The sequence below is a fragment of the Bacillus sp. BD48 genome (genome assembly GCF_046566805.1).
GTDB lineage: Bacteria > Bacillota > Bacilli > Bacillales > Bacillaceae > Bacillus > Bacillus safensis.
The window spans coordinates 106,559-131,946 of record NZ_JANGFM010000004.1 but is presented as its reverse complement, the minus strand read 5'-3'; the positions used below and the strand labels follow the sequence as shown (position 1 = coordinate 131,946).

The 25,388-nt window shown below is 42.0% G+C and carries 26 protein-coding genes; 7 read left to right on the top strand and 19 right to left on the bottom strand.

From position 1 onward, the window contains the following. Positions 1-23 precede the first annotated feature (23 nt). The 13 genes from ACLGGR_RS13175 to ACLGGR_RS13115 all read right to left on the bottom strand — a co-directional run bounded on the left by ACLGGR_RS13175 (position 24) and on the right by ACLGGR_RS13115 (position 13,490). A complete protein-coding gene (locus ACLGGR_RS13175; protein WP_142946502.1) occupies positions 24-905 on the bottom strand; it encodes a glycine betaine ABC transporter substrate-binding protein in 882 nt (293 codons plus the stop codon). Further along, positions 905-1,750, bottom strand: coding sequence for a glycine/proline betaine ABC transporter permease subunit OpuAB (gene opuAB, locus ACLGGR_RS13170; protein WP_142946592.1), 846 nt, complete (start codon positions 1,748-1,750; stop codon positions 905-907). The genes ACLGGR_RS13175 and opuAB overlap by 1 nt, the downstream gene beginning before the upstream one ends. A gap of 10 nt (positions 1,751-1,760) precedes the next feature. Then, entirely contained in the window at positions 1,761-3,029 is a 1,269-nt protein-coding gene (gene opuAA, locus ACLGGR_RS13165) for a glycine/proline betaine ABC transporter ATP-binding protein OpuAA (RefSeq protein WP_034283228.1), read from the bottom strand. A 399-nt stretch (positions 3,030-3,428) separates the two neighbouring features. Next, the gene (locus ACLGGR_RS13160) at positions 3,429-4,523 is read right to left on the bottom strand and encodes a toxic anion resistance protein (protein WP_034283225.1); all 1,095 of its coding nucleotides are present in this window, start codon (positions 4,521-4,523) and stop codon (positions 3,429-3,431) included. Between the two features lie 14 nt (positions 4,524-4,537). Continuing rightward, positions 4,538-6,154, bottom strand: a complete 1,617-nt coding sequence (locus ACLGGR_RS13155) for a YceG family protein (protein ID WP_410973227.1) — start codon at positions 6,152-6,154, stop codon at positions 4,538-4,540. A gap of 70 nt (positions 6,155-6,224) precedes the next feature. Then, positions 6,225-7,040: an HAD family hydrolase gene (locus ACLGGR_RS13150; protein ID WP_410973226.1), complete on the bottom strand. Its 816-nt coding sequence runs from the start codon at positions 7,038-7,040 to the stop codon at positions 6,225-6,227. Further along, positions 7,037-8,146, bottom strand: a complete 1,110-nt coding sequence (locus ACLGGR_RS13145) for a cysteine protease StiP family protein (RefSeq protein WP_410973225.1) — start codon at positions 8,144-8,146, stop codon at positions 7,037-7,039. The genes ACLGGR_RS13150 and ACLGGR_RS13145 overlap by 4 nt, the downstream gene beginning before the upstream one ends. Continuing rightward, entirely contained in the window at positions 8,139-9,470 is a 1,332-nt protein-coding gene (locus tag ACLGGR_RS13140) for a phosphoribosyltransferase family protein (protein ID WP_410973324.1), read from the bottom strand. The genes ACLGGR_RS13145 and ACLGGR_RS13140 overlap by 8 nt, the downstream gene beginning before the upstream one ends. After that, on the bottom strand, positions 9,460-10,647 hold the full coding sequence (locus ACLGGR_RS13135) for an HpcH/HpaI aldolase/citrate lyase family protein (RefSeq protein WP_410973224.1): 1,188 nt from the start codon (positions 10,645-10,647) through the stop codon (positions 9,460-9,462). Before ACLGGR_RS13135 ends, ACLGGR_RS13140 begins: the two co-directional genes overlap by 11 nt. 99 nt (positions 10,648-10,746) lie before the next feature. Further along, positions 10,747-11,526, bottom strand: coding sequence for a TerC family protein (locus ACLGGR_RS13130; protein WP_142946507.1), 780 nt, complete (start codon positions 11,524-11,526; stop codon positions 10,747-10,749). Between the two features lie 141 nt (positions 11,527-11,667). After that, positions 11,668-12,246 (bottom strand): TerD family protein, encoded by a 579-nt coding sequence (locus tag ACLGGR_RS13125; RefSeq protein ID WP_034664245.1) that lies wholly within the window; start codon positions 12,244-12,246, stop codon positions 11,668-11,670. A gap of 39 nt (positions 12,247-12,285) precedes the next feature. After that, on the bottom strand, positions 12,286-12,867 hold the full coding sequence (locus ACLGGR_RS13120) for a TerD family protein (RefSeq protein WP_024424356.1): 582 nt from the start codon (positions 12,865-12,867) through the stop codon (positions 12,286-12,288). Positions 12,868-12,887: 20 nt separating this feature from the next. Then, complete coding sequence (locus ACLGGR_RS13115; RefSeq protein ID WP_024427228.1) at positions 12,888-13,490, bottom strand: TerD family protein; 603 nt, start codon at positions 13,488-13,490, stop codon at positions 12,888-12,890. A 414-nt stretch (positions 13,491-13,904) separates the two neighbouring features. On the opposite strand from ACLGGR_RS13115, the gene ACLGGR_RS13110 reads away from it, so the two are divergent. Continuing rightward, the gene (locus tag ACLGGR_RS13110) at positions 13,905-14,897 is read left to right on the top strand and encodes an LLM class flavin-dependent oxidoreductase (protein ID WP_410973223.1); all 993 of its coding nucleotides are present in this window, start codon (positions 13,905-13,907) and stop codon (positions 14,895-14,897) included. Positions 14,898-15,108: 211 nt separating this feature from the next. Further along, entirely contained in the window at positions 15,109-16,149 is a 1,041-nt protein-coding gene (locus tag ACLGGR_RS13105) for an acyltransferase family protein (protein WP_410973222.1), read from the top strand. 20 nt (positions 16,150-16,169) lie between these two features. Here the strand turns inward: ACLGGR_RS13105 and ACLGGR_RS13100 are convergent, their stop codons facing one another. After that, complete coding sequence (locus ACLGGR_RS13100; protein WP_212040274.1) at positions 16,170-16,949, bottom strand: glucose 1-dehydrogenase; 780 nt, start codon at positions 16,947-16,949, stop codon at positions 16,170-16,172. A gap of 119 nt (positions 16,950-17,068) precedes the next feature. Then, on the bottom strand, positions 17,069-17,497 hold the full coding sequence (locus tag ACLGGR_RS13095) for a cell wall hydrolase (RefSeq protein WP_024424361.1): 429 nt from the start codon (positions 17,495-17,497) through the stop codon (positions 17,069-17,071). A gap of 527 nt (positions 17,498-18,024) precedes the next feature. Here ACLGGR_RS13095 and ACLGGR_RS13090 point away from each other — a divergent pair. Beyond that, a complete protein-coding gene (locus tag ACLGGR_RS13090) occupies positions 18,025-19,086 on the top strand; it encodes a DUF4352 domain-containing protein (RefSeq protein WP_098677395.1) in 1,062 nt (353 codons plus the stop codon). A 97-nt stretch (positions 19,087-19,183) separates the two neighbouring features. After that, positions 19,184-19,519 carry a hypothetical protein gene (locus ACLGGR_RS13085; protein ID WP_410973221.1) on the top strand — a complete coding sequence of 112 codons (336 nt, stop codon included), beginning with the start codon at positions 19,184-19,186 and terminating at the stop codon, positions 19,517-19,519. Positions 19,520-19,564: 45 nt separating this feature from the next. Here the strand turns inward: ACLGGR_RS13085 and ACLGGR_RS13080 are convergent, their stop codons facing one another. From ACLGGR_RS13080 to ACLGGR_RS13070, 3 genes are all read right to left on the bottom strand, one after another. Further along, positions 19,565-19,900, bottom strand: a complete 336-nt coding sequence (locus ACLGGR_RS13080; RefSeq protein WP_251216817.1) for a hypothetical protein — start codon at positions 19,898-19,900, stop codon at positions 19,565-19,567. Positions 19,901-20,033: 133 nt separating this feature from the next. Next, the gene (locus tag ACLGGR_RS13075) at positions 20,034-21,209 is read right to left on the bottom strand and encodes an ABC transporter permease (protein WP_251216816.1); all 1,176 of its coding nucleotides are present in this window, start codon (positions 21,207-21,209) and stop codon (positions 20,034-20,036) included. Further along, the gene (locus ACLGGR_RS13070) at positions 21,209-21,949 is read right to left on the bottom strand and encodes an ATP-binding cassette domain-containing protein (protein WP_025092774.1); all 741 of its coding nucleotides are present in this window, start codon (positions 21,947-21,949) and stop codon (positions 21,209-21,211) included. Before ACLGGR_RS13070 ends, ACLGGR_RS13075 begins: the two co-directional genes overlap by 1 nt. 161 nt (positions 21,950-22,110) lie before the next feature. Here ACLGGR_RS13070 and ACLGGR_RS13065 point away from each other — a divergent pair, with 161 nt between their 5' ends. Together ACLGGR_RS13065 and ACLGGR_RS13060 are read left to right on the top strand one after the other, a co-directional pair. Then, the gene (locus tag ACLGGR_RS13065) at positions 22,111-22,812 is read left to right on the top strand and encodes a LytR/AlgR family response regulator transcription factor (protein WP_410973220.1); all 702 of its coding nucleotides are present in this window, start codon (positions 22,111-22,113) and stop codon (positions 22,810-22,812) included. A gap of 11 nt (positions 22,813-22,823) precedes the next feature. Then, positions 22,824-23,789 carry a sensor histidine kinase gene (locus tag ACLGGR_RS13060; RefSeq protein ID WP_410973219.1) on the top strand — a complete coding sequence of 322 codons (966 nt, stop codon included), beginning with the start codon at positions 22,824-22,826 and terminating at the stop codon, positions 23,787-23,789. A gap of 31 nt (positions 23,790-23,820) precedes the next feature. Here the strand turns inward: ACLGGR_RS13060 and ACLGGR_RS13055 are convergent, their stop codons facing one another. Next, positions 23,821-24,750, bottom strand: coding sequence for an aldo/keto reductase (locus ACLGGR_RS13055; protein WP_410973218.1), 930 nt, complete (start codon positions 24,748-24,750; stop codon positions 23,821-23,823). A gap of 159 nt (positions 24,751-24,909) precedes the next feature. Here ACLGGR_RS13055 and ACLGGR_RS13050 point away from each other — a divergent pair, with 159 nt between their 5' ends. Beyond that, the gene (locus ACLGGR_RS13050; protein ID WP_410973217.1) at positions 24,910-25,374 is read left to right on the top strand and encodes a DUF1453 domain-containing protein; all 465 of its coding nucleotides are present in this window, start codon (positions 24,910-24,912) and stop codon (positions 25,372-25,374) included. The last annotated feature ends 14 nt before the right edge of the window (positions 25,375-25,388 follow it).

The following is a 25,388-nucleotide window of genomic DNA, read 5'->3' as shown; positions in this document are numbered from 1 at the left end:
TAAGGGAACCACTACATCATTGGCTATTTTTTCAAATCCTCAATGGAGTTTACGTTCTTCATATATGTTGGAACGACCAGCCCCATTCGAAGACCTTTCATACTTGTACCAAGGTCATCATATTTTCCTTTAAACTTTGCTGCATACGTTTTATGCGTATTTGGTAGCCACGCGGATAAAGATGCATCCGAACTTCCGGTTGCAATTGCTGTCCACATTGGACCTGCTTCAACTTGAGTCAAAGTCACTTTAAACCCGAGTTCACGCAATACTTCTGCCGCGACATTGGTACTTGCAATCTCACTATCCCAGGCAACGTAGGCAAGATTGATTTTGTCACCATTCGACTTTTTCACGCCTTTTGTCCATTTCGCCACTTGGTCTTTATGTTTTTTCACATATTTTATGGCGGCATCCTTTGGTTTCACACCATCTTGGATATCAATCATGACTTCGCCCATGTCATCTTGAGACCATTTAAACTGACTAAGCATTTTGGCTGCTTCCGGCTGATCCTTTGCAAATCCTTTACGTGAAATCGTATGAATTTCTTCCGCTTCACCATAAGATTTTTTTGGATCATCTAAATATTTTAAATCATAGCGGGAAAACATCCAGTGTGGATTCCAGCCAGTGATGATGATTGGCTTTTTACGGTCGTAAGATTTTTTAAGCGTTGCAGTCATGGCTGCACTTGATGCAGACACAACCGTCCAATCCTCTAAGCCATAATCCTTTTTGGCCTGATCGGTTAAGGCCATAATACCTGAACCCGGATCAATCCCAATAATCGTTTTATTGACCTGCTGTGCTGCACTCGCATTTGAATCTGTCTGAGCGCCGCAAGCGGCTAGTAAAAAGACAAGCAGGGCGGTCATCCCAATGTAGAGAGACTTTTTCCACATTAAGCATTCCCCCTGGTTTTTTTCGTTTTAATGTTTTGTGTAATACGGTCAAGTGTAATCGCCACGATAACAATGGCAATACCTGCTTCAAAACCAATACCTGTTTTCAGCTGCGTTACCGCACTATATACTTCTGAACCAAGTCCTGGTGCACCTACCATTGCCGCAATAACGACCATGGATAGAGCCAGCATGATACTTTGGTTAATACCAGCTAAGATGGTTTTTGTTGCAAGTGGAAGCTGAACTTTGAACAAACGCTGGAATGTCGTTGAACCAAAAGCTTCTGTTGCTTCAATTAAATCCGCTGGTACTTGTTTAATACCGAGAATGGTCATACGAATCGTTGGCGGCATGGAGAAAATAACCGATGCCACAACCCCAGGAACAACCCCAATGTTAAAGAAGAAGATCGCTGGTAATAGATAAACGAATGCAGGCATTGTCTGCATTAAATCTAAAATAGGTGTCACAATTTTACGCACCGTTTCCTTCTGTGATGCCCAAATACCGATCGGAACCCCGATCACGATAGAAATGACCACAGCGGTCAGAACGAGCGCAAGTGTTTGAAGCATTGGCTGCCAGTAGCCTAAATAGTCGATCAGTAAAAATCCAATAAGTGTGAAAAGAGCAACTCCTCTTGTACTGATCCACCAAGCAATGCCGGCAAAGATAAGGGTTAAAATAATGGATGGAATGACGCCAAGTGCAGCTACAATTCCATTTACTGTTCCAGCTAATCCATTTGTGATGCCATCAAAGAAACCACCAAACGTTAATGTTAACCAGTCAACAAATCGATCGATATAATCCGCGAACGGAATTCTAGGTAAATCACTCATACTAAACATCTTATTCTACCTCCTGTGCAGAAGGCTCTTGTGTCTTAATTTCCTCTAGCTTGTTAGAAGACATGTTGATATATTCATCATTCCCTGATAATGCACCAATCAATGCACCTCTGACCACAATGCCCTTCATTCTGTTTTTCTCATCTACAACTGCAATTGGAATGTTTGCCGCATCAGACACTGCATCAAAGATTTCTGTTAAATACGTTGATTCCAATACTGTGGTAAATTCTTTATCAAGAACAGTTTCAAGCGACGCTCCCGTTTCTGCTGCCTTTTTCGCTGCTTGGGCAGAAATGACACCTAATAAATGCTTTTTCTTATCTACTGCATAGATAGATGAAATCCCAAGGTTTTTCATGAGCGTGAGCGCAACACGTGCCCCTTTATCGATCTGAACTGTTTCTGCACGTTTCATAATATGACCAGCGGTTAATACTTTAGAAAGGTCAACATCTTCAACGAAGCGTTCAACATATTCATTCGATGGATTCATCAGAATTTCTTCTGGTGTTCCGATTTGAACGATATTTCCGTCCTTCATGAGTACAATGCGGTCACCAATACGAAGCGCCTCATCTAAATCATGGGTAATGAAAATGATCGTTTTTCCTACAGATGTATGAAGCTCAAGCAATTCATCCTGCATATCTTTACGAATTAATGGATCTAGTGCGCTGAATGCTTCATCCATTAATAAAATGTCAGGGTCATTTGCTAAAGCACGTGCCAATCCAACGCGCTGCTGCATACCACCACTTAATTGATTTGGGTATTGCTCTTCAAAGCCTTCAAGTCCAACAAGCTTTAAAGATTCAAGTGCTTTTGATCTGCGCTCTTCTTTATCTACACCCTGCAATTCAAGACCATACTCTGTGTTCTCAAGAATTGTACGGTGCGGGAACAATGCGAAGTTTTGGAAAACCATGCTGATCTTTTTCCGTCTGACTTCACGCAATTGATCCTTTGACATATTTGTTATCATATCCCCATCAATATATATTTCACCGGAGGTTGGTTCGATTAACCTGTTTAGCATCCGCACAAGTGTGGACTTTCCGCTCCCTGATAGCCCCATGATGACAAATATCTCGCCGTCATAAACATCAAAATTTGCTCGATTGACACCAACAGTTGCGCCGGTCTCTTTTAGGATTTCTCTTTTTGTTTTCCCTTTTTCAAGCATTTGAGATGCTTTTTTAGCATTTTTACCGAAAATTTTAGATACATTATTTATCTTGATTTTGATATTTCTCTCTTCAGAATTCATATTTTCCCTCCAAATTAGCATCTTTATAACCGTAACATAAGCGTTATGATGCGAACAATCTTTAGAATTCGCTTATTTCCCCACAATATGTATGAATTCCATATAGAGGTCTGGTCATTAGAGTTTATACGCCGTATTACTCGTAAATCCTATAGAATGCTTCATAAACTACATATTTTACGGGGTATTTCCTCTCATCAGACAATATTTTACTGGAAATTCCTAATTGTGCTAAAAAATAAACCGAATCCTCGTCATAGCGGATTTTTTGAATCATGGGCGAACCATTCCCCTGAACAGGATTTACCCGAAAATGGTCACATAAAAACCTTTTTTCTTAAATTTAAATTAAATTCATAAAAAAACTGTCTGCAACTTTAGTTACAGACAGCTTGTGTTTTAGGACTCCAGGGCAGCCCGCTTAATATTATCTTGAAGCTCAAGCATACGTTTTGTTCCATCTTCGCGTAATCGCTTATTCTCTTCTTCGATCTGTTTCGTCTCTTTCATCCCTTGTACAATTGTATTAAAGGAAGATTCAATCGTTTCAATGTCGATGCTTGGACGGCCCGATAATTTGGCAATCTCCACACTTTGACTTGAAATGTTTTCAGCATTTCGTTTCAGCATTTCATTTGTTCTTCTATCCAGCTCACTCATAGAATCAGCCACAAGCTTTTGTCTCTTCGCTGTAACAGCTTGAATGATCCCATTTTTGAAAATTGGAATGGTGATGATGAAGGCAGAGTTGATCTTCCCGATTAATTTCGTATTCCCACGCTGAAGCAAACGGATTTGCGGTGCTGTTTGAAGCGCCACCATTCTTGCCATATCAAGGTCATATACACGCTCTTCAAGCGCTTGAATGCCATTACGAAGTGTATCAAGCTCCATTTGTGCCAGCTGGTTTCCACTAGCTGCTTTTTCTTCATATGAAGGAACCAATTGCTTTAATTCTTCGATTTTCATTTGACCAGCTACGACATACTTTTCAAGCTCCATATAGTATTGAATGTTATGCTCATACATTTCTTCAAGCGTCACAGTCGATTTGGTCATTTCATCTTTATATTTACTAATTTCTACATTAATTTTTTCAATCTCTGCACCGAGGGTTTGATATTTACTAAAAATCTTTTCAATCATGCTGCCGCCGCGCTTAAAGATTTTTGACAACAAACCACCCTTCGGTTCGTCAAAATCATTTTTATCAAAGCGATCCATAATCTTGCCAAGCTGCGTCAGCATTGTTCCTGAGTCAGTGACGCTTGTTGAACGCATCATTGAAAGGATACGATCAGAGAACTTAGAGATTTCAACGGCCGGCTGTTTTCCGTATTCAAGCAGTTCAAGCTGATTTTTGGCATCAATCTGTCTCGCAATGTTTTGGACTTCTGGTTCATTGCGCAGCTGAACGCGAATATCGTCTGCCTTTTCAATCGTGATTTCCTCTTTATCAATTGAAATGATGTCATTTCCGTTTGTATTTGTCATAAGCTTTGATCTCCTTATCGGTTTTTAATGGATTGAAATAACTTTCTCACAATCGACGGCTCTTTAAACTCTTGGTTCATGACCATTTCATCAAGCCAATGTGTATCAAATGATTGATCGTCTATATACCGCTCTATACACTGATAGCCGGCGGGATGATAGACGAAGAGATCCACACCCATTTCATTTAGGAAAATCAGGGCGGCCGCATCAGAACGTGTCAGCTCACCATTATATTCCGTATGGTATAAAATCACTTTCGGCACGGTTTGTGCATAATCAAAGGTTTGAATTAGTTCAACGAGGTCCTGGCTCAAATGCAGAACCTGCTTGAATAAATAAATGCGTACATCTAATTCGGTCTCATTGCCTTCTTTTAATAGCTTCGGATGCTGACAAATTCGAGATATCGCCTCTGCTATCGCACGCTGCGCGCCCTCATATAGATGAGAAAACTGCCACACATTGCTTTTCATTAATAATTCAGGGTCAATCTCTCCAGCAGAAGAAAGTGCATGCTGATAATGAAATTGATAATTCGAAGTCACTTCTTTCGTAAAAGGAAAATGGCGAATGGTCTTCGTCTCTTTCCCTTCCATTAACGTATGGATACGATCCCAGTATTCACGCTTGTCTCGTGTGACACCCATCATTTTCGCAAAAAGATTTGGAATCTGTATCGTGTCCCGGTCTGCTTTGAAATTCGGGCGGATAAAGGACCGTTCCTTTGCAATTAAAAACAGCTCATCATACGTTGTCTTCAGCGTAATGGAATGAGGAGTATGATCTCTGAATTGCCACGGCTTATACAGCATTGAATCTTCCGTGTGAAGCACCTCTTCAAGCTCTCTTGTCGAGCGGTACGCCACCGTTGATTTCCTCTCGGGCTTTTCAGTAGGGAACGGCTCAAGCTTTGAAGTTCCCGGGTACTGATCAATAAAAGTCAGCTTTTCTTCTGGATCTAATTCGCGGAACGAATCCTCGCCTTCTGGATGAAATAGCACAACATCACAGCCAATCAGCATGACATAGTAAAGAAAATAAAGCTGACTTTTATTCGCCTCTCCATACCAAATGACAGCCGGCATTTTTTCTTCTATATTGACTTCCTTCAGCCATGGACCTAAATGATTATTTGAAAACTTCACGACATCTAGGAGGACCCGGCGGAAATCAGGATGCTGAAATCCACCTTCATGCAGCTGCTTGAAATGCTCAAACACCTTGATCAATGAAAGACGAATATGCCGGTTCATTACAGGGTTTGGATGGCGTACAATCAGCTGTTCACCATCTAAAAAAGCCACAAAGCGATTCACGGACAATCCCTTTTCTTCTTGGTTAATCAAATGAATACGCTGAAGCGCCTGAAAATGCTCCGGCTCAATATGACGATTGAGTGTTTCACTTAAAATATGCATGCCGTCTGTTTCGTATAATTCATGTAAATAAATAAAATAATCGGTTGCATCATGCGGAGTTCCAAGGACTCGGGCGGCGAGACGCGGCAAGGACAACGTATGCTCGTCCTTTACATAACCGTCTCTTTCAGGGAGCGGCTTTTTCAGCACGTTTTTCCAGGCTTCCTGCTCCGCCCGTGTATGGGTGACATTGATTTCTTTATAACTCACGCCGCTCCTTCCTTTCTCCTATATTTTCTCTAAAGCTACTACTATCATATCATTCAGCCTTCTACTTCTGCTATCGAATCGAAGTCTTTTTTGCGTTCGTCATCTGCTCGATGACACAAGCGGAGATTTCATCCGCTGCGGCCATGCCAGATGCCGATGTCGGCTCAAGTGATGGGTCAAAGTCGAGAACTTCTCCATGCCTTGGGGCAAAGCCCATGTCTGACTGCCGAATGAGCCCAGCATCTAACAGGGAATCACCCGCACCATAGACGTATTCAAGCTGCAGCCTGTCCTTTAGAAAAGCAACAGCATCCCACTTATTAAGCGGCTGTGGAATAAAATAAAGCTTCCGTCCCTGAAGAGAAACCTGCCAGCCTCTCTCCTCACCCCACAGCTTCAATTCAGCAAGCGGAATGTGAGATAGATACTCCTCTTTCATAATCAAATAAAGGAATCTTCCCTCTGCTGTACGGGTACGCTTCACCCATGCCGCAACTGGAAGCTCGGAGATCGCCCTCAGCATCTCTCTGACTGGCATACACTCTCTAAGTCTCTCATCAACAATAGCCTGCCAATCCTCAAGCGGCTTGCCATGATGAAGAATACAGCCCCCGTTTGTTGTGACGGCATACTCCGGTTTAAGCTCTTGCTCAAAGAAGGTGATTCGTTCATACTGTGCAGTTGTTCTTGTCGTCACTGGAATGAACCAGCCTGATTGATGAATCGTCTGCAAGGATTTTTTCGTTTCAACAGACATATAGGAAAGTGGCCGTTCATCCAGCACCTCAACTAAATCGTACTCTCCCTCATACGCATACTGCTCAAGCACTCGATGTGAGTAAATCAGTGTCCGGTCTAAATCACTAGCAAATGCATATGTCTTCATGACGTTTGCTCCAGCGGGCGAATTAACCCACAGCACGTGTAGGACATATTGGCATATTCAATGACAGGAACTCCTCTGTCCTCAGCCAAAAGCAAAATATGCTTCAGCTTTTCCTGAGATCCCGGCTGAATCAAGATTTTCCAAGGGATTCTTCTAAGCAGCACGCGGGTCGTCTCACCAACTCCCGGCTTAATCAAATGGGTATTTTCAATTTGAAACTCCCGACCAATCGCTTCAATGGATGCCATTCCCCGCCAATCTGCCGGCGTCCCTTGCGTAAGTATGGTTTCTGCTTTCTCTTGTACATTTGGTTCAAGGCTGGAAAATGCTTCTTCAATTGTATCCACATACAGATTGGACACATCCTCATCAAGCAGCTCTTTATAATACTTGGCCCCATGGAAATCATCGGCATTGATCCAGCGGTTGTTTAGTACCGTACGACTGACAAGTCCAGACACCGTCGAATTCAGGCAGGCACTCGGAATGAGAAAGTCCTCTCTCGTTCCGTATACATGTGTACAATAGCCAGGGTCAGCCAGTACAGCCAACTCACTCGAGAGACGTACACCATACTTTTTTTCAAAATCAAGCACAGCTTTTTGGAGCTCTTTCGAAATCGCACCTTTTCCAGTCCATCCATCGATAAAAGCAATTTCAAAGCCTGGATGTTCTTTCAGCATATAATGCAGTGCATTCTCGTCTATTCCGCGGTCGCGAATAATAGAGATACTGTAATGGGGTAGATCGACATCATATGTCTTTCGAATATATCGTTTGATCAGCACCCCGATCGGTGTTCCCGCACGCGCCAAACTGCAAAGCACGGTTTGGAAGCCTCGCTTCTTCACAATCTGTTCTGCTACAACAGCTACTGCTTCTGCTACCTTTTCCTTACTTTCTTCAAGAGATTGATAGAATAAATTCATATAAGATGCCGTTGGTTTGTACTCAATTGGCAGCATTTCTGAATAATGCGCACCGCTCTGAATCGAACGCTCCCGCTCTTCTGTACTTTTCTCCATCTCAATAGAGGATAAATCTTTGAGTAAGAAGGTTACATCCTGCTCTGGATAGCTCCCCATCTTTGTATACACATTAGCCATTCACCTTCACCTCGTCTGATAAAGTCACAATATGCACATGCTTCACATGCCGCTCAGCAAATAAGTGAACAAGTGGAAGCAATGCCTCCTGAGAAACCTTTTTCTCAAAAAAGAGAAATACATCATCATATTCACCTTTTGGAATGTTGTACACGTAGTGCTGAATTCGGGCATCCTCTGGATTCATAAAGGTAAACCCATTTTGAACAGCGTACCCATCCTCTTCGACTGGGTGAATGGGGCTTCTCGTCGTCGAATGAAAGAGAACGCCTTCCCCCATATGTGCAGCCAATCTCATCGGCACATACATCAGCTCACCTGTCCCTAAGCAGAGTGTTTGTTCTCCTTTGCGTTCCTGCCGCAGCCTCAATCCCGCTTCAGCAGCTGCTTGGTCAAGCGCTACCGTATCTATCGCATTTAAACCAAAACGACCCGTTTCATGTATATATGGCGAATGACCAGCAGAATTTGCTGCATGAGAAAGTGAATACGGCACTTGCTTAAAGAAAGATTGAAGAGAGTGAAAAGAGAGACTTGGCCGCTTCTCTTGCTCCGCAATCTCATACGAATAAGCTGGCTCATCGAGCGTTTTGCCTCGAAAGACCATCTGCCCTTTTAATAAAGACAAAGATGTAATGTGAATTCCAAGCTCTTCTTCAAGCTGGCACATGGCTTTCTCATGCTCCTCCGTCCGCCAGTCCAAAATGGAAAGAATGGTATAAGAATGCCTCGGGTACTTTGCATGAAGGTCACGAATGATGTTGATATTTGTACGGCCTGTCGTGACTTCATCATCTACTAACACGATGGGGCGGTCTGTGCGAAGTAATGCTTCGTCTGCATAACAAAGCTGATCTGTTGCATGCGAATGTTCTTCTTCAAACACCAACGAAGGATCAAGATCCAGCAGCTGTTCACGTGTCGTATGAATGTAAGATGCGCCTTCTATCACATCATACACACCATGACCAAGGGCTGTTGCCGTTTCCGCAAAGCCGATGACGACAGGCTCATTGCCAGCTGAAAGCTTTTCTTTTTTGAGTGTTTCATAGGCTGCCGTTAACACCGTGTGATCTTCCGTCTTGAGTGCCTCTACGATAAGATCTTGGTGCGGGGGCGTCTTTCCCGTTTGCTCTTTGGCATATGCCATCGCTAAAAGACACGAGACAAGGAGCGGTTTCACTGGATGAACAGGAATATGCTTTCCAAGCACCTTACTAACGAATAAAAAGGCTCTTTTTTTGTTCACCCTTGCTGCCATCTCAAAAAGATGCTCTTTTTCAAGCTGGAGCGCACCTTCTTTGAGGTCAAGCTCAACCTCCATATGTTCCAAGATGTTCAGTGTATGCCGCTTCTGATTCTGTGAGTATGTCGATATAGCTTCTATTTTCATGAAACACCCCGTAAATGTCTGACTTAATTAAAATGTGCTCTGCCCACCTGTAATGAGGCTTCGTTTCATTCATCTTATTAGAGAAGGCACTCTTCATCACACCAACTGTGCCGTCAGCATGTTCCAAAATGCTTAATGCATCCAAGTACTCTTCCTTTGTCACAACGTACATGCTTTGCACTGGCTTGAGATGTGTTGGATGGATCACTGTCTTTCCATGTATGCCATTGGCTACATCGAGTCTTGTTTCCTTGAGTAAACCTTGCACGTCATCGAATTCAGATAAGGACAGCTCACCGCCCTTAGAAAGCGCACGGATGAATGGTTTTTGTTCCTTTCGTGCAGGGCCAAAATGCTCCCATACAGCACCTGATACAACAAAGGAACGGCCAAAATAATTGATAATATCTGTAATCAAATCAGCAATCAATCTGATTTCATAGATGGTGGTGTCGCGATCACGGCGAATGCCATATAAGCCGCAAAGATCGGTTGCCCCAATACGAATATTCAAAATATACTCTTCATCATTCAGCATGATCTGCTTTAACTTAGACAGCACCGTATATCTCGTTTCTTTTTCTAATAAATCGGGTGTTTCCAAAATGGGCATACCGTACAGCGTTGTCTTCGTTTGTGCTGACGCCTGTTTCAAGCTGTCCAAATAATCCTCCGCATTATGAATAGAACACTTCGGAAATACAAAACCCGTCAATAAATGAAGAGATGAACCAAGCAAATCTGCCATTTTGAGCAGCTGCTTCGGCGAACGAACCCGAATAAATAAAAACGGCATTTGTTCAGCCATTTCAGGTGTATGCGTCAATTTATCCGACAGTTTGGCGAGTTGTACTACTAGATTCTGTTCAGCCATGTCCACTTCTTGATCACCGATAGCATCCTCTAAACAAAATACAACAGAGCAAAGCGCTTCATATTTCTGCGACAGCAGCATGTCTGCTATATCCTGTCTTGTCGCAGGCATATACAAAGTAGCACCTAATGCATGCGCAAGTATGTGCCTTGGGGTCATCAAATGCATCGCCCCGGGCCGTTTGAAAAAAATATCGTGCTGCCTCGCCTCTGATAAAAACTGAAAATACCGCATGCTGTGCCACCTCCTGTTGTTGAGAGAAAATCGAACAAATGACTTGATGATTCAAAAAAGGATGGAGCCGCTAATCAACTCCATTCCTTTTTGATCGTCCTATTCTTCTTTTGAAGCCGCAGCTTCGTTTGTTACTTCTTGATGTTTCTTCTTATTGATTTTATGAACAATAAACGTTCCGATAAATGCTAGGATAATAATCGCAAAGAATACAAGATGCGGAATTTCAATGTGAGCAGCACTCAAGCCCATCTTGATGGCAATGATCCCAATGAGAATAAACGCTGTATTCTCGAGCTCAGGGATACGGTCAATGAGAACAAGGAATAACTGTGCGACTGTACGCATCATGAGAATTCCAAGCATTCCGCCTAATAGTAGAATCCATACTTCCTCAGATACAGCGAATGCTGCAAGAATACTATCAACCGAGAAGGCAAGGTCCATAATTTCAACAGAAATAACAGTTGCCCAGAACACACCAAAGACTCGAATCAACCAGCCTTCTTTTTTCAGTTCCTTCGCTTCATCATCGCCGTCACCTAACCAGAAGTGCTTAATAACAAGCCATGCTAAGTAAGCAGCTCCGAGAACCTTAATCCACCAGAACTTAATAAGCAGCATCCCTACGCCAATAAATAGAAAACGGAAGAAATAAGCGCCAATTAATCCGTAGGTTAATGCCTTTTTACGCTGCTTTTCAGGTAAATGTTTCACCATGACAGCTAATACAAGTGCGTTATCTGCTGATAACAATCCTTCAAGCACGACAAGCGTCCCAATAAGCCCCCAAGAGACAGGGTCTGTTAATACCTCTGCCCACATATGCCAATCAAAAAACGAGGCGTACGTATCCAACATATGTTTCAAAATCTCCAACTTGGTTTTCCTCCTATAAGTGTAGAAGCATCAGCAGGCTTTCGCCTGCTGTTATTCTTGATCGCTGTTTCTTTCTCACTTTGGAAAAGACCCTCTTATGAGTTTTTGACAGCGCCTCTTGAATTGATTTCTTTCTCTTATTTACACTTCTAACCCATAATTTTGACAAAGAGCTGCAAGGCCGCCAGAGAATCCGCTTCCGATCGCGTTAAACTTCCAATCACTTCCGTGCCGGTATAATTCACATACCACAACAGCTGTTTCAATTGAGAAGTCTTCCCCTAAATCGAAGCGGATCAATTCTTCCCCGCCCTCTTCATTTACAACACGAACAAATGCATTAGAGACTTGTCCAAAATTCTGACTGCGCGTCTCTGCATCATGAATCGTAACTGTAATTCCGATACGATCAATGTTAGCAGGAATTTTCGAGAAATCAACGAGAATTTGCTCGTCGTCTCCATCTCCTTCACCCGTCCGGTTATCACCTGTATGAGTGACACTGCCGCTCGGATGCTGAAGGTTATTGTAGAACACAAAATCTGTATCTTGCTGACAACGATTGTTTGCATCCACCAAGAAAGCCGAAGCGTCCAAATCAAATTCGGCTCCGCCTGAATATTTATTCGTATCCCAGCCAAGACCGATCATCACTTTCGTCAGCCCAGGGTTGGTTTTTGTTAAATCGACACGTTGTCCTTTTGAAAGCTGAATCGCCATATTCGTATCTCTCCTGTCTTTGATATTAGGAAATGATCGTTATCCGATATCTAAGCCGAAGTCCGTTGCAATACGTGCAAGGCCTCCTTGATAGCCTGATCCGACAGCTGAGAATTTCCATTCCCCGCCATGACGGTATAATTCACCTACAATAATGGCTGTCTCAATTGAGAAATCCTCTGCCAAATCATAGCGAATGAGTTCTTCATTTGATGCCGCATTTAAAATACGTACATATGCGTTAGACACTTGTCCGAAATTTTGACTGCGTGCTTCTGCATCATGAATCGTAATGACAAATGAAATCTTCTCCACACTTGCTGGTACAGCTGCAAGATCAACATTGACCTGCTCGTCATCTCCGTCCCCTTCGCCAGTGCGGTTATCGCCGGTATGTACGACACTGCCGCCTCCGCCAGTTGTTTGATTGTAAAAGACAAAGTCAGATGGAGAGCTTGCTTTACCTGCCGCATCTAAGAGGAATACACTTGCGTCTAGATCAAAGTCATGTCCGCCGTCATACTTATTGACGTCCCAGCCAAGACCGACGACTACTTTTGTTAAACCCGGATTCGTTTTTGTTAAATCAATTTTTTGACCTTTCGCTAAAGAAATTCCCACTAGGAACCTCTCCCTTCTGTTTAAATATAGTTTCTCGTAATATCGGCAAGCTTCGCATCATTTGTACCATTTCCAAGAGCCGCAAACTTCCACTCATTCTCGTGACGATAAAGTTCTCCGACGATTAACGATGTTTTTCCTGCATAATCATCTTTTAAATTATATTTCACTAACTCTTGATTGTTTGAACGATCAACGATGCGAATGTAAGCATTTTGAATCATACCAAAGTGTTGGTTTCTTCTAAGGGCATCATAAATGTTCACGACAAACACCAATTTATTCACATTACCCGGCACCTTGCTCAAGTTGACGAGGACTTGTTCATCATCTCCGTCTCCTTCACCAGTCAGGTTGTCACCTGTATGCTCAACACTGCCGCATTTGCTTTTTAAGTTGCCAAAATAAATCAAATCTTTATTTTCCGTAAACTTATCATTTTTCAGCATGAGCACTGAAGCATCACAATCAACATCAGCGCCGCCTCCGCCGCCAAACAGCTTTCCTAAAAATCCGCCGCCTTGTGATACAGGGTCCCAGCCAAGTCCAACAAGAATATTCGTTAGCCCTGTTTTCCCTTTTGTTAAATCAATACGTTGACCTTTTTCTAATGTAATCGCCAAATCAATCACTCCTCCAGCATAATAAAAATCTATTTATTAAGCGATGGACCCTATTAAAATCATCATACATGAAAATTCGACAAAATTCATGAAATGACATTGGAGCCTCTTACTCTTTTTTCTATTTACTAGTATATACGATCTATGTTCAAGATAGGTTTCAAACACTTCATATTTTTTTAACGAAAGATGCATATTAAAAATGGTTCATGTCGTAAATGAATTGTTTCATGTGAAACATTGTCGAAAGTTCCCGATGAGCAGCTCTTGCTGAAAAGAAGCGTATTGATGTGGTTTCATATGTTGATATAGAAAAGATAAAAGCATCTGATCAAAGGATAAACCCTTTCGTTTCCTTCCATTCATGGATTTCTTTATACTTATATTCAGCATGTTGATGAAAGGATGTTGATGATGCCATCACTTCATATATTAGATCAAGTCGCCATTCCTAAAGGTCAGACAGCGCAGGAGACATTGATTCATACGACTCAGCTGGCTCAGCTGGCTGAGACGCTTGGATATGAGCGCTATTGGTTCGCTGAACACCACAGCACAAGAGGGCTCGCTAGTACAGCACCTGAAATATTAATGGCTCATATTGCGGCTCATACATCGACCTTGCGTACCGGATCTGGCGGCATTTTACTTCCTCAGTACAGTCCTTTTAAAGTAGCAGAGGTCACGCGGCAGCTTGAAGCCCTTTATCCTGGACGGATTGAGATCGGAGTCGGCAAATCTCCGGGCGGGATTGAAAGGACGAGACTCGCTTTGACGGACGGTGTGCATAAAGACCTGTCTCAGTTTGACCGCCAGCTGAAGGACCTTCTTTTTTACTTATCAGACAGCCTGCCTTCTAATCATCCGCATACAGGCGTGAAAGCTGCTCCGCTTGTTGATGCTCATCCGCCGGTTTGGCTGCTTGGACTGGGAGAAAATAGTGCCATGCAGGCGGCGGAGCTTGGAATCAACTATATTTTTGGCCACTTTATCCATCCTGCACGCGGCAAACAAGCATTTGAGACGTATCGATCACACTTTTCTCCATCTGTCTTTTCTAGGCAGCCACAATCTATGTTTGCGGTCTTTGTCATCTGCGGTGAAACAGATGACGAAGCAGACCGGATCGCTAGCAGTACAGATTTATGGCTGCTGCGTGTTGAAAAAGGACTGGACAGCCGCGTTCCTTCTATAGAAGAAGCAAATGCCTATCACTACACCACACAGGAAAAGAAAAAAGTGCTGCAAAACCGCCAGCGGATGATTGTTGGCTCAAAGGAAACGGTAAAAGAGCAATTACAGACCTTGATAGACCGCTATCAAACGGATGACATCATGATTCTCAACAATTCCTTTGATCCAATCGAAAAACAACGTTCCTTCAAGCGAATAGCAGAATTATTTTGAAGCCAGCTTTCTAGGCTTCTTTTTTACATTGTCATAAAAAATGGGAAATGTAACATAGAGATGTCAAAATCCTTCCGTCTGTCATCTGATCGCAAATGTGTCTTCTAATCGTTAGCGAACTGTAAACGCATAAGAGGTGTACCTTTTATATAGTAGAGGTACATATTCAATGAACGGTTTACGATGCTGAGAAAGAAGGAGATGACAGGACATGAAAAAGAGACTCGATTGGGTAGATGCAGCTAAAGGAATCGGCATTCTGCTCGTGGTCATGGCGCATGTGCCCATTCCAGATTCGCTCAAGCAATTCATTTACTCTTTTCATATGCCGCTTTTCTTTTTACTATCAGGTATGATGTTTCGATCATCCTCATCCCCTGCTCTGTCATTTATTCAGAAAAAAGCCAAAAGCTTACTCTTGCCCTATCTCTATTTCTCCATCATTACGTATGTATTTTGGTTCTCCGTTACTCGTTTTTTCGCATTCAAGGGACAAACGGATATTGACCCTTTCGTTCCGTTTACAGGTATTTTCATATCCAATGCAGATGAAGCAAGACTCACACATAACCCTGCAATTTGGTTTTTAACGACGCTCTTTTTAGTGGAGATTTTATTTTTCTTTATGCATCGACTGACAAAAGGAAAACCCGCTGCCGTGATCTTGCTGACTGTTCTTTGCGGCGGTGCTGGATATGCTACTACCTTGCTTTTAGATCAAAGTCTTCCTTGGAATGCCAATGTTGCCTTGACGGCTGTTGTGTTTTATTCAATTGGATTTTTAGCAAAGCAGTGGTTTATGGAATTAAAAACAGATCCAACCCTGCTTTTATGTACAGGTCTGCTTGTACTGACGGCTTACATGCAGAGCTTTAATTCACGGATCGATATGCGCGTCAACGACTACGGTGATCTCTTTATTTTCTATGCATGTGCTCTGCTCGGTTCAGCTGCCGTGATTTATTTAAGCTTTAAATTGAAAACATCCCCTATTTTGACGTATCTAGGACGAAATTCTATTGTCATTCTTGTCTTGCAGTTTGCCGGCATCGATATCATGAAAGCATTTGTTTATTATGGACTTGGTATCAATATTGCAGATACAGCGCAGCTCTCTTGGACACTTTTTTACACGATCGGCACATTGCTGCTCATGGTGCCATGTATCTCCTTCCTGAGCAAGTATCCGATGCTGCTCGGCAAACCAGCCAAAGCTACACAACGCTACGAACAAAAAACATCCGCCGGCTGAACAGGCGGATGTTTTTCGGATTAATCATTGATTTGAGAAGGATAAAGTGTCATTCCGCCATCTACAAATAAGGTGGTGCCTGTGATATATGCCGCTTCCTTAGAAACGAGGAATGCAGCAGCGGACCCAATCTCCTTCGGTTCACCAAAGGTTCTCATCGGAATTTTCTCAAGCTGCTTTTGTTTTTTCTGTTCATCCTGCAAATCATCATTTGATTCGGTCGCCATGGTACCTGGCGCAATCGCATTGATTCGAATACCTGCTTCGGCATAATCAAGAGCCAGCGTCTTCGTCATCATATTCATTCCGCCCTTTGAAGTGGAATAATGAACATTGAACGGGCGCGGAATTTCCTGATGGACACTGGAAATGTTTAAAATGGACCCTTTGATGTCATGCTCCATCATATAGGCAAGCGCAGCCTTTGCGCCTAAAAATGCACCTGTTATGTTCACATCGATGACGTTTTGCCATTGCTCCAGCGTCATCTCATGCGGCAGCGCTTCTTCGCCGTTGAAGCCTGAATTATTGACGAATACATCTACTGTACCGAAATGCTCCAGTGCTGTATCCATGATGGCTTGGATGCCTTCCTCTTTGGAGACATCTGCGTGTACTTTCACCGCCCCACCTCCGTGCTTCTGAATGGCTTGTACCGTCTCTTCAGCTCCATCTTCATCGCCTTTATAGTTCACAACCACATTCATTTCCTCTTGTCCAAACCGCAATGCGATCGCTTGTCCAATTCCTTTTGAAGAGCCTGTGACAATGGCTGTTTTCCCTTTTAAATCTTGATACATCATCATTTCCTCCATTCACGTGCTTCATCTTGTTGATACACAATGGTTACCCATTTTGGAAAAAACAAAAACACAATCCTCTGTATTCGTACCCTAAGAGGATTGTGCGTTTCATCAAGCTAAAAGGTGTTATAAACATTTTCACACGTTTCGGCGGTTGGCTGATAAAAGCAATGCGACTTATACCTTGCCACAAACGGCTGATTGTACCAAGTCGCCGGACAATCGCCAGGCGGTTTAAAATACCAAAGGCTGAATTTTGCCGGCCAAAAACGTTCTCCATTAATATTTCTCCGCGCAAGTGTTTTTTCAGTTTCTCGTGCTCGTTGATAAAAGTACCCATGCGTGACCGCTTCGAATGCATGCTCCTGATAAATCATTTGTGGAATCGTACGCAGCCCTTTAAAGTCAGAGCAGTTGGCACGCAAACGATTGATGCCCACGTTTCCTACGAGCAGCATCCCTCGCCTCCCTTCACCTTCTGCCTCCGCTCTCAGCAGTCTGGCCATTAAATCAATATCAGAGCTTGTCGCTCTTACCACTGCCATACATCCACCTCCAGTTCGTTTCTCTTTTATTTTATGTAGCGTTTCTGTGTAGATGACTGCCATTTTGACATGAAAAAGCACGTTCAGTGTCGATAGCCTGTCTAAATTTGCTGGACATGTGTCTTGCTGCCAACAACACTCAAACCAAGTGACCATACACATAACAGGAAAAAATATTCATTACTATATACTCATTTACAAGTCATAAAAATCCTTCTAATTGCGACATCATCTTCAAAAACAGTCATTTGAACCTATTCAATAATCCGACTCAAAACCTTAAAATATAAAATGTTGAGTTTCTACAGGAGATATCAAATAATAAATTACAAGTTTCTCCTCTCAACTTAGTGTCATTTTTACTATTTGAAGCCAATCAACCTCGGAAACGCACTGAGGTATTGACAGTACTTTCGCTTCATTCTACAGTAAAAAACATACAGTATTTTTCTTTTTGTGCAAAAAGAATGATATGAACTACAGCTTTTCAATGAAATTCACCATAAACCCGAGGAGGAAAACACGCCATGTTTAAAAAGAAATTATCCCTGTTTCTTCTGATCTTGTGTGTCACTGTTGTCGCTGCTGCTTGTAGTGGTGGGAAAGACAAAACAGCTGCGAAAGAAAACGATACCAAAAAATCTCTTGATGCAGCAGAAGTAAAGGTAGAAAGTGCTGAGTACACATTACCACCTCAATACGATACATCTGTACAGGATGATCAGTATGTACTAAAAGTGAACGTATCTGTAAAAAATATCAGCAAAGAGCCTCTCAATGTTGATAAAAGCAACTTCACGCTTTACCAAGATGACGCACAGGTATCTACGATTTCTCCAGATGACTACAATGAAGTATTATCTTCAAGCTCTTTAAATGCAGACAAAGTAACAAAAGGCGGTCTTTTCTTTGTTGTTGATAAAGAAAAAGACTATCAGCTTGTTTACACAGAGCCAGGTAGTGGATCGAAAAAAGATGACAAAACACTAGAATTCGATATTAAAGGAAAAGACTTAATGAAAAAAGCAGATACACTTCAAGCATCTGCAAAAGCTCTTTCTTCTTATATTGATGTGATGATTTTTGGTAAGAAAAACGACGATTTCGAAAAACTAACAGGTGATAACAAATCAACTGTTGTGAACGAATTTGATAAATCATTCAAACAAGGTTACATCACGTCATCAGGTATTTCTTCTAGCTCAGCGAAGGACGAAAACCTTGATAAGCTTTTAAAAGCAGTAAAAGAAACATTAGCTGAAAAATCAAAAGTTTCAACAAAAACAAAATCCATCAGTGGTGATAAAGCTGTCGTGACTGTGACTCTTACACCAATCGATGCAAGCCCGCTTGTCGATCGTTTGAAAGAGAAAGCGACTGAGTTCTACAGCAAAAACCGTTCAGCTTCTTACGATGAAGCTCAAAAATACTTACTTTCGATTTACCCAGATGAGTTTAAAAAATTAGGACCATCATCTACTGAAGAAACAGTAGAAGTCAACATGAAGAAAAATGATATCGACCAATGGAAACTTGATTTGAACGATTACAAAACAAGCTCATTAGTTGAGAAATTCATCAAGAACTAAAGAAAAACCCCCGATTCCGGGGGTTTTTTAATATGATGAGCACAAGCGTATTGGTTGCGGCGTATATCAACATTTCTTATTTTAAGGGTGGGTGTCAATGCTAAAGTCTAATCAAAACATCACCTACACGGGTGATGAAATGTTAGAGATATTAATAGAAATGAATTTGATTCTTTTGTCTTTGCATAACATGGGTTCTTATTATGGTGAAAAATTTCATCAGTATGGTGAGGAAGCATATAGAGGAGAATATGAAACAGAAACCACACGATTTATAGATAAGTGGGAGGTCACTCAAAGACTCGCGAAAGTACGAAAGATACTATCTTCGAAATTTGATAGTACTTTAGGAATTGACGATATGGATGACATTGAAAGAGCATTGGAAGACATCAAGTACTGGACAAAACCCAATGACAAGCCAAATCTATAGACATTTGATTCACTAGCAAACGAGCTCACAAGCAGGGGAATCTCTTTATACGGAATTCCCCTTTTCAGCTTCATATTCTTTAATGACCTCAATTGGATCAACCGCATCTTCCTCTTGTACGTATTCCTCTACATAAGGAGTTGTTAATTTTTCAAACCTTTGCTCGTCGTCTACTAAAGCAACATAGACTTCATATCCCTCATAATCAGAAGGGAATAACGTTGCAGTAGAACTACCGGTTTCTAAAGCCTTGTCTATTGCATTTCTTAATTCTAATAAACCTACCCTGTTTCCCAAAATAAAGGCTTCAAAATGGTGTGTTTGCTGGGCATATATATTACATAGTCCTAACACATCATCGTCATTTGTTTGATAAGACATGCCCAAACTCCCTATTTGGTAAAATTAGGATAATTATATCATTTCCTCTTCCATCATGCTATCGCGAGCCTCTTTTATATGAATCTCTGAATATAAAAAAACTTGCAGAATATATCTGCAAGTTTTACTTTCTTTATTTCGCAAGCATCCACTTTTCTTTCATAAACAAGCTTCTGACGATGACAAACAGGATAACGACTGCCAAGGCCGAGGAACCGAGTGTCAGGGTGATGGACATTGGATCAATGATACCAAACATCAGTTGCTTACAAAGCGCATGAATATTAAGGAATGGGACCGCAAAGTAATACGTATCTAGCTGCGTAGCACCTGCTCTCATAGTAAAGAACATTGGGAGCACACCTAGCGTAATGATCATGGACATGTACGACTGCGCTTCTTTCACTGAGCTTGAAACGACACTGAGTAGCAGTTCAATCATCGATACCATGAAGGAGAAAATGATAAGCGCCGCAAACATGACGCCGATAATGCTCCACATTTGATCACCAAAGTTTAGAGCTTGCTTCAGCTTTTCTGTAAAGAGCAAAGTGGATAGAAGCAGCATGCCGATCGCCACAATCCCGCTTAATATACCGAACATGGAGACAGCGAGCCATTTTCCGATGAGAATCTGGAGTCTGCTGGCAGGTGTCAGGAATAAGGCTTCAATTGATTTTCGGTCTTTTTCACCTGCTACAATATCAAGCGCAGCCGGCAAAGCACCTGAGATGACGGAGGTCACCAAAATCATTGGAAGGAGAATCGACAACAGCATAGCGGTCACTCCGTTTTCCCCTTCATCCCCTTCTTCTACATCAACAGACTGCACCTCAAACGGATGAATAACGGACGTATCGATTTGATCCGCTGCTAAACGCTTCTCGACTACTTGGTTTTGATATTGCTCCAGCAATGATTGCAGCATTTGGACTGTTATCACCGAATCATCATCTGTCGTATATCCGTGAATTTTGATGGCGAATGGCTTTTGATGCTGAAGCATATCACCTGCTTCTTTCGGCATTTCCAGGTAAGCATTTGCCTCCCCATCCTTGACGGCTTGCTGCGGATCATCAAATGTTTCAAGGTGTAGGTTTTTGACCTCTTTGATCATTTGGTTCATTTCCGCTGGAAGCTGTTCATTGATGGCGACTGTATAGGCTTTATCCCCTGGATCTGCAATCATGCTTTCATAAAAGAACACCAATCCAAGCATCGTCAAAAGAGGAATCAGCACAGTTAAGAGCAACGTTTTTCGATCCCTTAGCGCATCTGTCATTTCTTTTAAAAAGACGGTTTTCCACATTATGAAATCCCCCTAGCGAGCTTCGACATAAAGATATAGTTCAAGTCTTCACTTTGTTCCTGTGCATATAATTCTGGAAGTGTGCCTTTATACACAAGCTCTCCCTGATGAATCATCATGACACTGTCACAAAGCTGGCTGACTTCTTCCATGATGTGGCTTGAAAAAAGGATCGTTTTATTTTGCTGCTTGAGCTGATGAATAAAATCTCTGAAAATATTACTTGATGTAATATCTAAGCCTGTTGTCGGCTCATCAAATAAGATAATGTCAGGATCATGAATTAGGGTTCTGGCAATCGCCACCTTTTGTTTCATTCCTCTTGAGAATCCTTTCACCTTGCGATCCATGTATTGTCTCATCCCAAAACGCTTTGCCAAATCCTCTATTCTTGCTTTGATTTCATGCTGATCTAAGCCATACAATTTGCCAAAGTATTCAAGGTTTTCTCGTGCCGTCAAACGATCGTAAAGCCCCGTCTCTCCGCCAAACAAAACACCAATTCGTTTTTTCACTTCTGTTGCTTCTTTCACTGTATCGAAGCCTGCGACAGTGACTGTTCCGTGTGTAGGCTCTAATAATGTGGCTACGGCGCGCAGTAATGTCGTTTTTCCTGCACCATTTTCTCCTAGAATGCCAACGACTTCCCCTTCCTTCACGGAGAACGTCATGTGTTTCATCGCTTTCACGACTTTTTTCTTATCTTTAAACCAGCAGCTGCAATCGCTGAGAGTAATCATGTGGTTCGCCCCTTTCAACTTTCTAAGTCTATGATAGAAAAAATAACGCTTGCCTGATATAAAAATGTCGCGAAACGTCCTTTTTCTGTCTTGAAATGATCTATTTCAAAAAAACAAATGGTAAAATAGACAAATAATAAGAATAGTCATAGGTGATTTTTATGATAAAAGTAGGTCTCGTCGACGATTACCGAGTAGATTTAGAAAAGCTGCACGCCATTGTAAGCAGGATGGAGGCTGTGGACATTGTCTTTGTCACGCAGTCAGCAGAGGATGCATATGAGAAGGTCAAACAAGGGGACATTGATCTGTTGTTCGCTGACATTGAAATGCCTGGAATGTCCGGCTATGAATTAGCGGACCTCATTCACTCTCACGCACTGAATGTCGATGTGGTCTTTGTGACAGGAAACAGTGGTTATGCAGTCCATGCGTTTGATTTGAATGTACATGATTATATTATGAAGCCCTACCAAGCTGATCGAATTGCGAAATGCTTAGAGCGTTATATGTCCACTAAGCAGGAGAAAAGCATTCATGGACGGCTTCTCATTAAACAGCAGTCAGATATTCATGTGCTGCAGAAAAAGGATGTCATTTTTGTTGAACGAACGGGCCGGTCAACAACTATCGTGACAACGACAGGAGATATTCAGACCTACCAGACATTAAACGAGTTAAAGGGCGATCTGGCTGAAAAGGATTTTATCCGCTCCCACCGATCGTTTATTATCAATATTCATTACATTAAGAATTTCTCGGCGTATGCTAAAAATTCGTATATCGTGTCTTTTGAAGGTACAGATAAAAAAGCCATAATGACCAAGCAGCAATTAGAATTTTTTAAGAAATACTATTTTTAAGGAGAACAAACGTGAACGCTTTCTATCTTGGATTTCGCATTTATGCTCTCATATGGCTGGGACTTGCGTTTCATGCAGCTGCTGAAGCTTTTCTGCCGTTATCATCAATTGTGTTGTGGGTTTTTACCTTTTGTGTGATGTGTGTTTATACATTCTTCATATACAAAAGATTTTTGCCTCATACGAGTGGTGATGTGATATTAGGCGCCTTTATACTCATCACCTGCGCAGGTCTTTTGCTGTTTTTAACGCAACAGAATGGGCTGAGCTGTCTTTTGGCGCTCATCATGATGGTGACAGTCGACATCCTCTCATTGAAGGTCATGCAGACAGAGAAACAGTTAAATGGGCGGCTTCAAGAACTCATAAACGCAGAATCAAGAACCAACGAATTACTTCTTGAGCTGCGCAGTAAACATCATGAAACAGCCAGACATTTAAATGCCTTTTCCGCGTCGAAAGACGAGCATGAGATCAAAGATTTGATTCAGCAATACGTCAAACATTTCCCATGGATGAAAGGAGAAAATGCATATTTGGCCTCAACCCTACATCCCTTTTTGGAGCGGGCTGAGAAAGAGGACATTGCACTTTCACTAGACCTTCAAGCTCCATTTTCATCGCTTCCCTTTTCAAAGGCGGATCAGGTTAGTTTTACTGGCAACCTGCTTGATAATGCTTTAGATGCAGCGATTGAAGCGAAGCACGCCGGAAAAGAAGGCAGCATCTCGGTCACAACCTCTATTCGGAGCGGACTATTTTTAATCCATTGTGAAAACAGCACAAAAGGTATGGAAAAACACGTGTTAGATCATTTGTTCAAAACTTTTGGCCGTTCGACAAAAGGCGGCGATCATCAAGGCATGGGGACGTATATCATTCATCAGCTTGTTGAAAAGGCAGACGGTACACTTGATTTCACTTACCGTTCTCCAAATTTACGGCTCGTCATCAAAATCCCTCTCACAATGTCATAAAAAAAGGTGCATAGCTGCACCTTTTTTAGTGTTAAGAGAAGATCTTATCGATTTGATTGATTTCTTCTTCTGTTAATTGAACATCGTTTGTTTTTAGGTTTTGCAGCACTTGGTCTGCTCGTTTTGCCCCTGGAATAATAGCATCAATGCCATCCTGCGCTAAGAGCCAAGCGAGTGCGACGTGTGCTGTTTCTGCATTCTTTGATTGAGCAATGGCTTTCAGCTTGTCTACTTTTTCGAGATTTGAAAGGAATGCATCGCCTTGGAAAAGCGGGTCCTTTGCTCGAATATCATCAAATGTCGCATCCTTTGTAAATTTCCCTGTCAACAAGCCTGATGCCAATGGGAAATAAGGAATAAAGGAGATACCATGCTCGACGCAGTATGGAAGAAGATCCTGCTCTGCCTGACGTTTCAGCAGAGAATACTCAGATTGAAGCACGTCTAAGTAGCCATCTCGGTTAAAGGCTTTAAGCTGTTCAAAATCAAGGTTTGATGCACCGATTGCCCTGATTTTCCCTTCATCCTTTAATTCCTTTAATGTGCCTGCTACTTCTTCGAGCGGCGTACGTCCATCCGGGAAATGCATATAGTACAAATCAATATAATCTGTTTGCAGTCGTTTCAGGCTATTTTCAACCTGTTCTCTTAAGAAATCACGGCTGTTATCAAGCTCAATTTGCCCGTTTACTTCCTTATGAGCACCTTTTGTCGCAAGGACAAGCTTTTCTCTGCCGCCTCTTTTGGCAATGATCTCACCGATTAATTCCTCTGAACGGCCCAGCCCATAAATAAAAGCAGAATCTAGGAAATTGACACCTTGGTCAAGAGCCGTCTCCACAAGCTCCCGTCCAGCATCCTCACTAAGATTCGGGAATAAATTATGTCCGCCTACTGCATTCGTACCAAGCCCTATCGGATTTACCTGTAAATCAGTTCGTCCAAGCGTTACCTTTTTCAAAAGCTCATCTCCCTTATCTACATAATCATCCTTATTTTCCCACGAATCATTTCTAACATTCAAGTATACCGCTCTCTAAAAATCAACCTGCGGGTGGACGCCGCGAAAATAGAAGATGCGTATGATGAAGATAGACTAAAACGAAAAGGAGATCTTCTCATGACCATTCAAATTGTCATCATTATGATTATTATGTTATTGAGAACAGGCAAAGAAAAGGAAATCCGCCCCGTCAGGTTTCTCATAGGGCCGCTCATTTTATTAGGCTTTCTCTCTTATTCCATCACTCAGCATATTGAAATTACGGCGATAAGCTTGCTTGTCATGACTTTATTTGCACTCGCAGGTTTTGCAATCGGGCTATGGAGAGGTAAACTATACAAAGTAACATTTGATCAACAATCGGGACGTATTTATGCCGCAAGCTCACTTTATGGAACACTTTTTTTCATCGGAATCATCCTGATCCGGATGACAGTAGGTTCAATTGTACAGGATGGCGGTCATTCCCTGATCATTTTCGCAAATGGCCTGACATTCCTTCCAATCGGCAGTATGATCGGATTGCGGTTTATTCTTTTAAAGAGATATATGGGCATCAAGGCATCTGCTGCTATTAACTGACAGACAGGAGTTTT

Excerpts from the sequence above, each read along its gene's own strand:
- ACLGGR_RS13175 (WP_142946502.1), bottom strand. The coding sequence starts at position 905 with ATGTGGAAAAAGTCTCTCTACATTGGGATGACCGCCCTGCTTGTCTTT.
- opuAA (WP_034283228.1), bottom strand. The coding sequence starts at position 3,029 with ATGAATTCTGAAGAGAGAAATATCAAAATCAAGATAAATAATGTATCT.
- ACLGGR_RS13065 (WP_410973220.1), top strand. The coding sequence starts at position 22,111 with ATGATAAAAGTAGGTCTCGTCGACGATTACCGAGTAGATTTAGAAAAG.
- ACLGGR_RS13100 (WP_212040274.1), bottom strand. The coding sequence starts at position 16,949 with ATGTATCAAGATTTAAAAGGGAAAACAGCCATTGTCACAGGCTCTTCA.
- ACLGGR_RS13135 (WP_410973224.1), bottom strand. The coding sequence starts at position 10,647 with ATGCGGTATTTTCAGTTTTTATCAGAGGCGAGGCAGCACGATATTTTT.
- ACLGGR_RS13145 (WP_410973225.1), bottom strand. The coding sequence starts at position 8,146 with ATGGCTAATGTGTATACAAAGATGGGGAGCTATCCAGAGCAGGATGTA.
- opuAB (WP_142946592.1), bottom strand. The coding sequence starts at position 1,750 with ATGAGTGATTTACCTAGAATTCCGTTCGCGGATTATATCGATCGATTT.
- ACLGGR_RS13075 (WP_251216816.1), bottom strand. The coding sequence starts at position 21,209 with ATGTGGAAAACCGTCTTTTTAAAAGAAATGACAGATGCGCTAAGGGAT.
- ACLGGR_RS13095 (WP_024424361.1), bottom strand. The coding sequence starts at position 17,497 with ATGGCAGTGGTAAGAGCGACAAGCTCTGATATTGATTTAATGGCCAGA.
- ACLGGR_RS13070 (WP_025092774.1), bottom strand. The coding sequence starts at position 21,949 with ATGATTACTCTCAGCGATTGCAGCTGCTGGTTTAAAGATAAGAAAAAA.
- ACLGGR_RS13085 (WP_410973221.1), top strand. The coding sequence starts at position 19,184 with ATGCTAAAGTCTAATCAAAACATCACCTACACGGGTGATGAAATGTTA.
- ACLGGR_RS13080 (WP_251216817.1), bottom strand. The coding sequence starts at position 19,900 with ATGTCTTATCAAACAAATGACGATGATGTGTTAGGACTATGTAATATA.
- ACLGGR_RS13125 (WP_034664245.1), bottom strand. The coding sequence starts at position 12,246 with ATGGCGATTCAGCTTTCAAAAGGACAACGTGTCGATTTAACAAAAACC.
- ACLGGR_RS13140 (WP_410973324.1), bottom strand. The coding sequence starts at position 9,470 with ATGGAGGTTGAGCTTGACCTCAAAGAAGGTGCGCTCCAGCTTGAAAAA.
- ACLGGR_RS13050 (WP_410973217.1), top strand. The coding sequence starts at position 24,910 with ATGACCATTCAAATTGTCATCATTATGATTATTATGTTATTGAGAACA.
- ACLGGR_RS13090 (WP_098677395.1), top strand. The coding sequence starts at position 18,025 with ATGTTTAAAAAGAAATTATCCCTGTTTCTTCTGATCTTGTGTGTCACT.
- ACLGGR_RS13105 (WP_410973222.1), top strand. The coding sequence starts at position 15,109 with ATGAAAAAGAGACTCGATTGGGTAGATGCAGCTAAAGGAATCGGCATT.
- ACLGGR_RS13160 (WP_034283225.1), bottom strand. The coding sequence starts at position 4,523 with ATGACAAATACAAACGGAAATGACATCATTTCAATTGATAAAGAGGAA.
- ACLGGR_RS13110 (WP_410973223.1), top strand. The coding sequence starts at position 13,905 with ATGCCATCACTTCATATATTAGATCAAGTCGCCATTCCTAAAGGTCAG.
- ACLGGR_RS13150 (WP_410973226.1), bottom strand. The coding sequence starts at position 7,040 with ATGAAGACATATGCATTTGCTAGTGATTTAGACCGGACACTGATTTAC.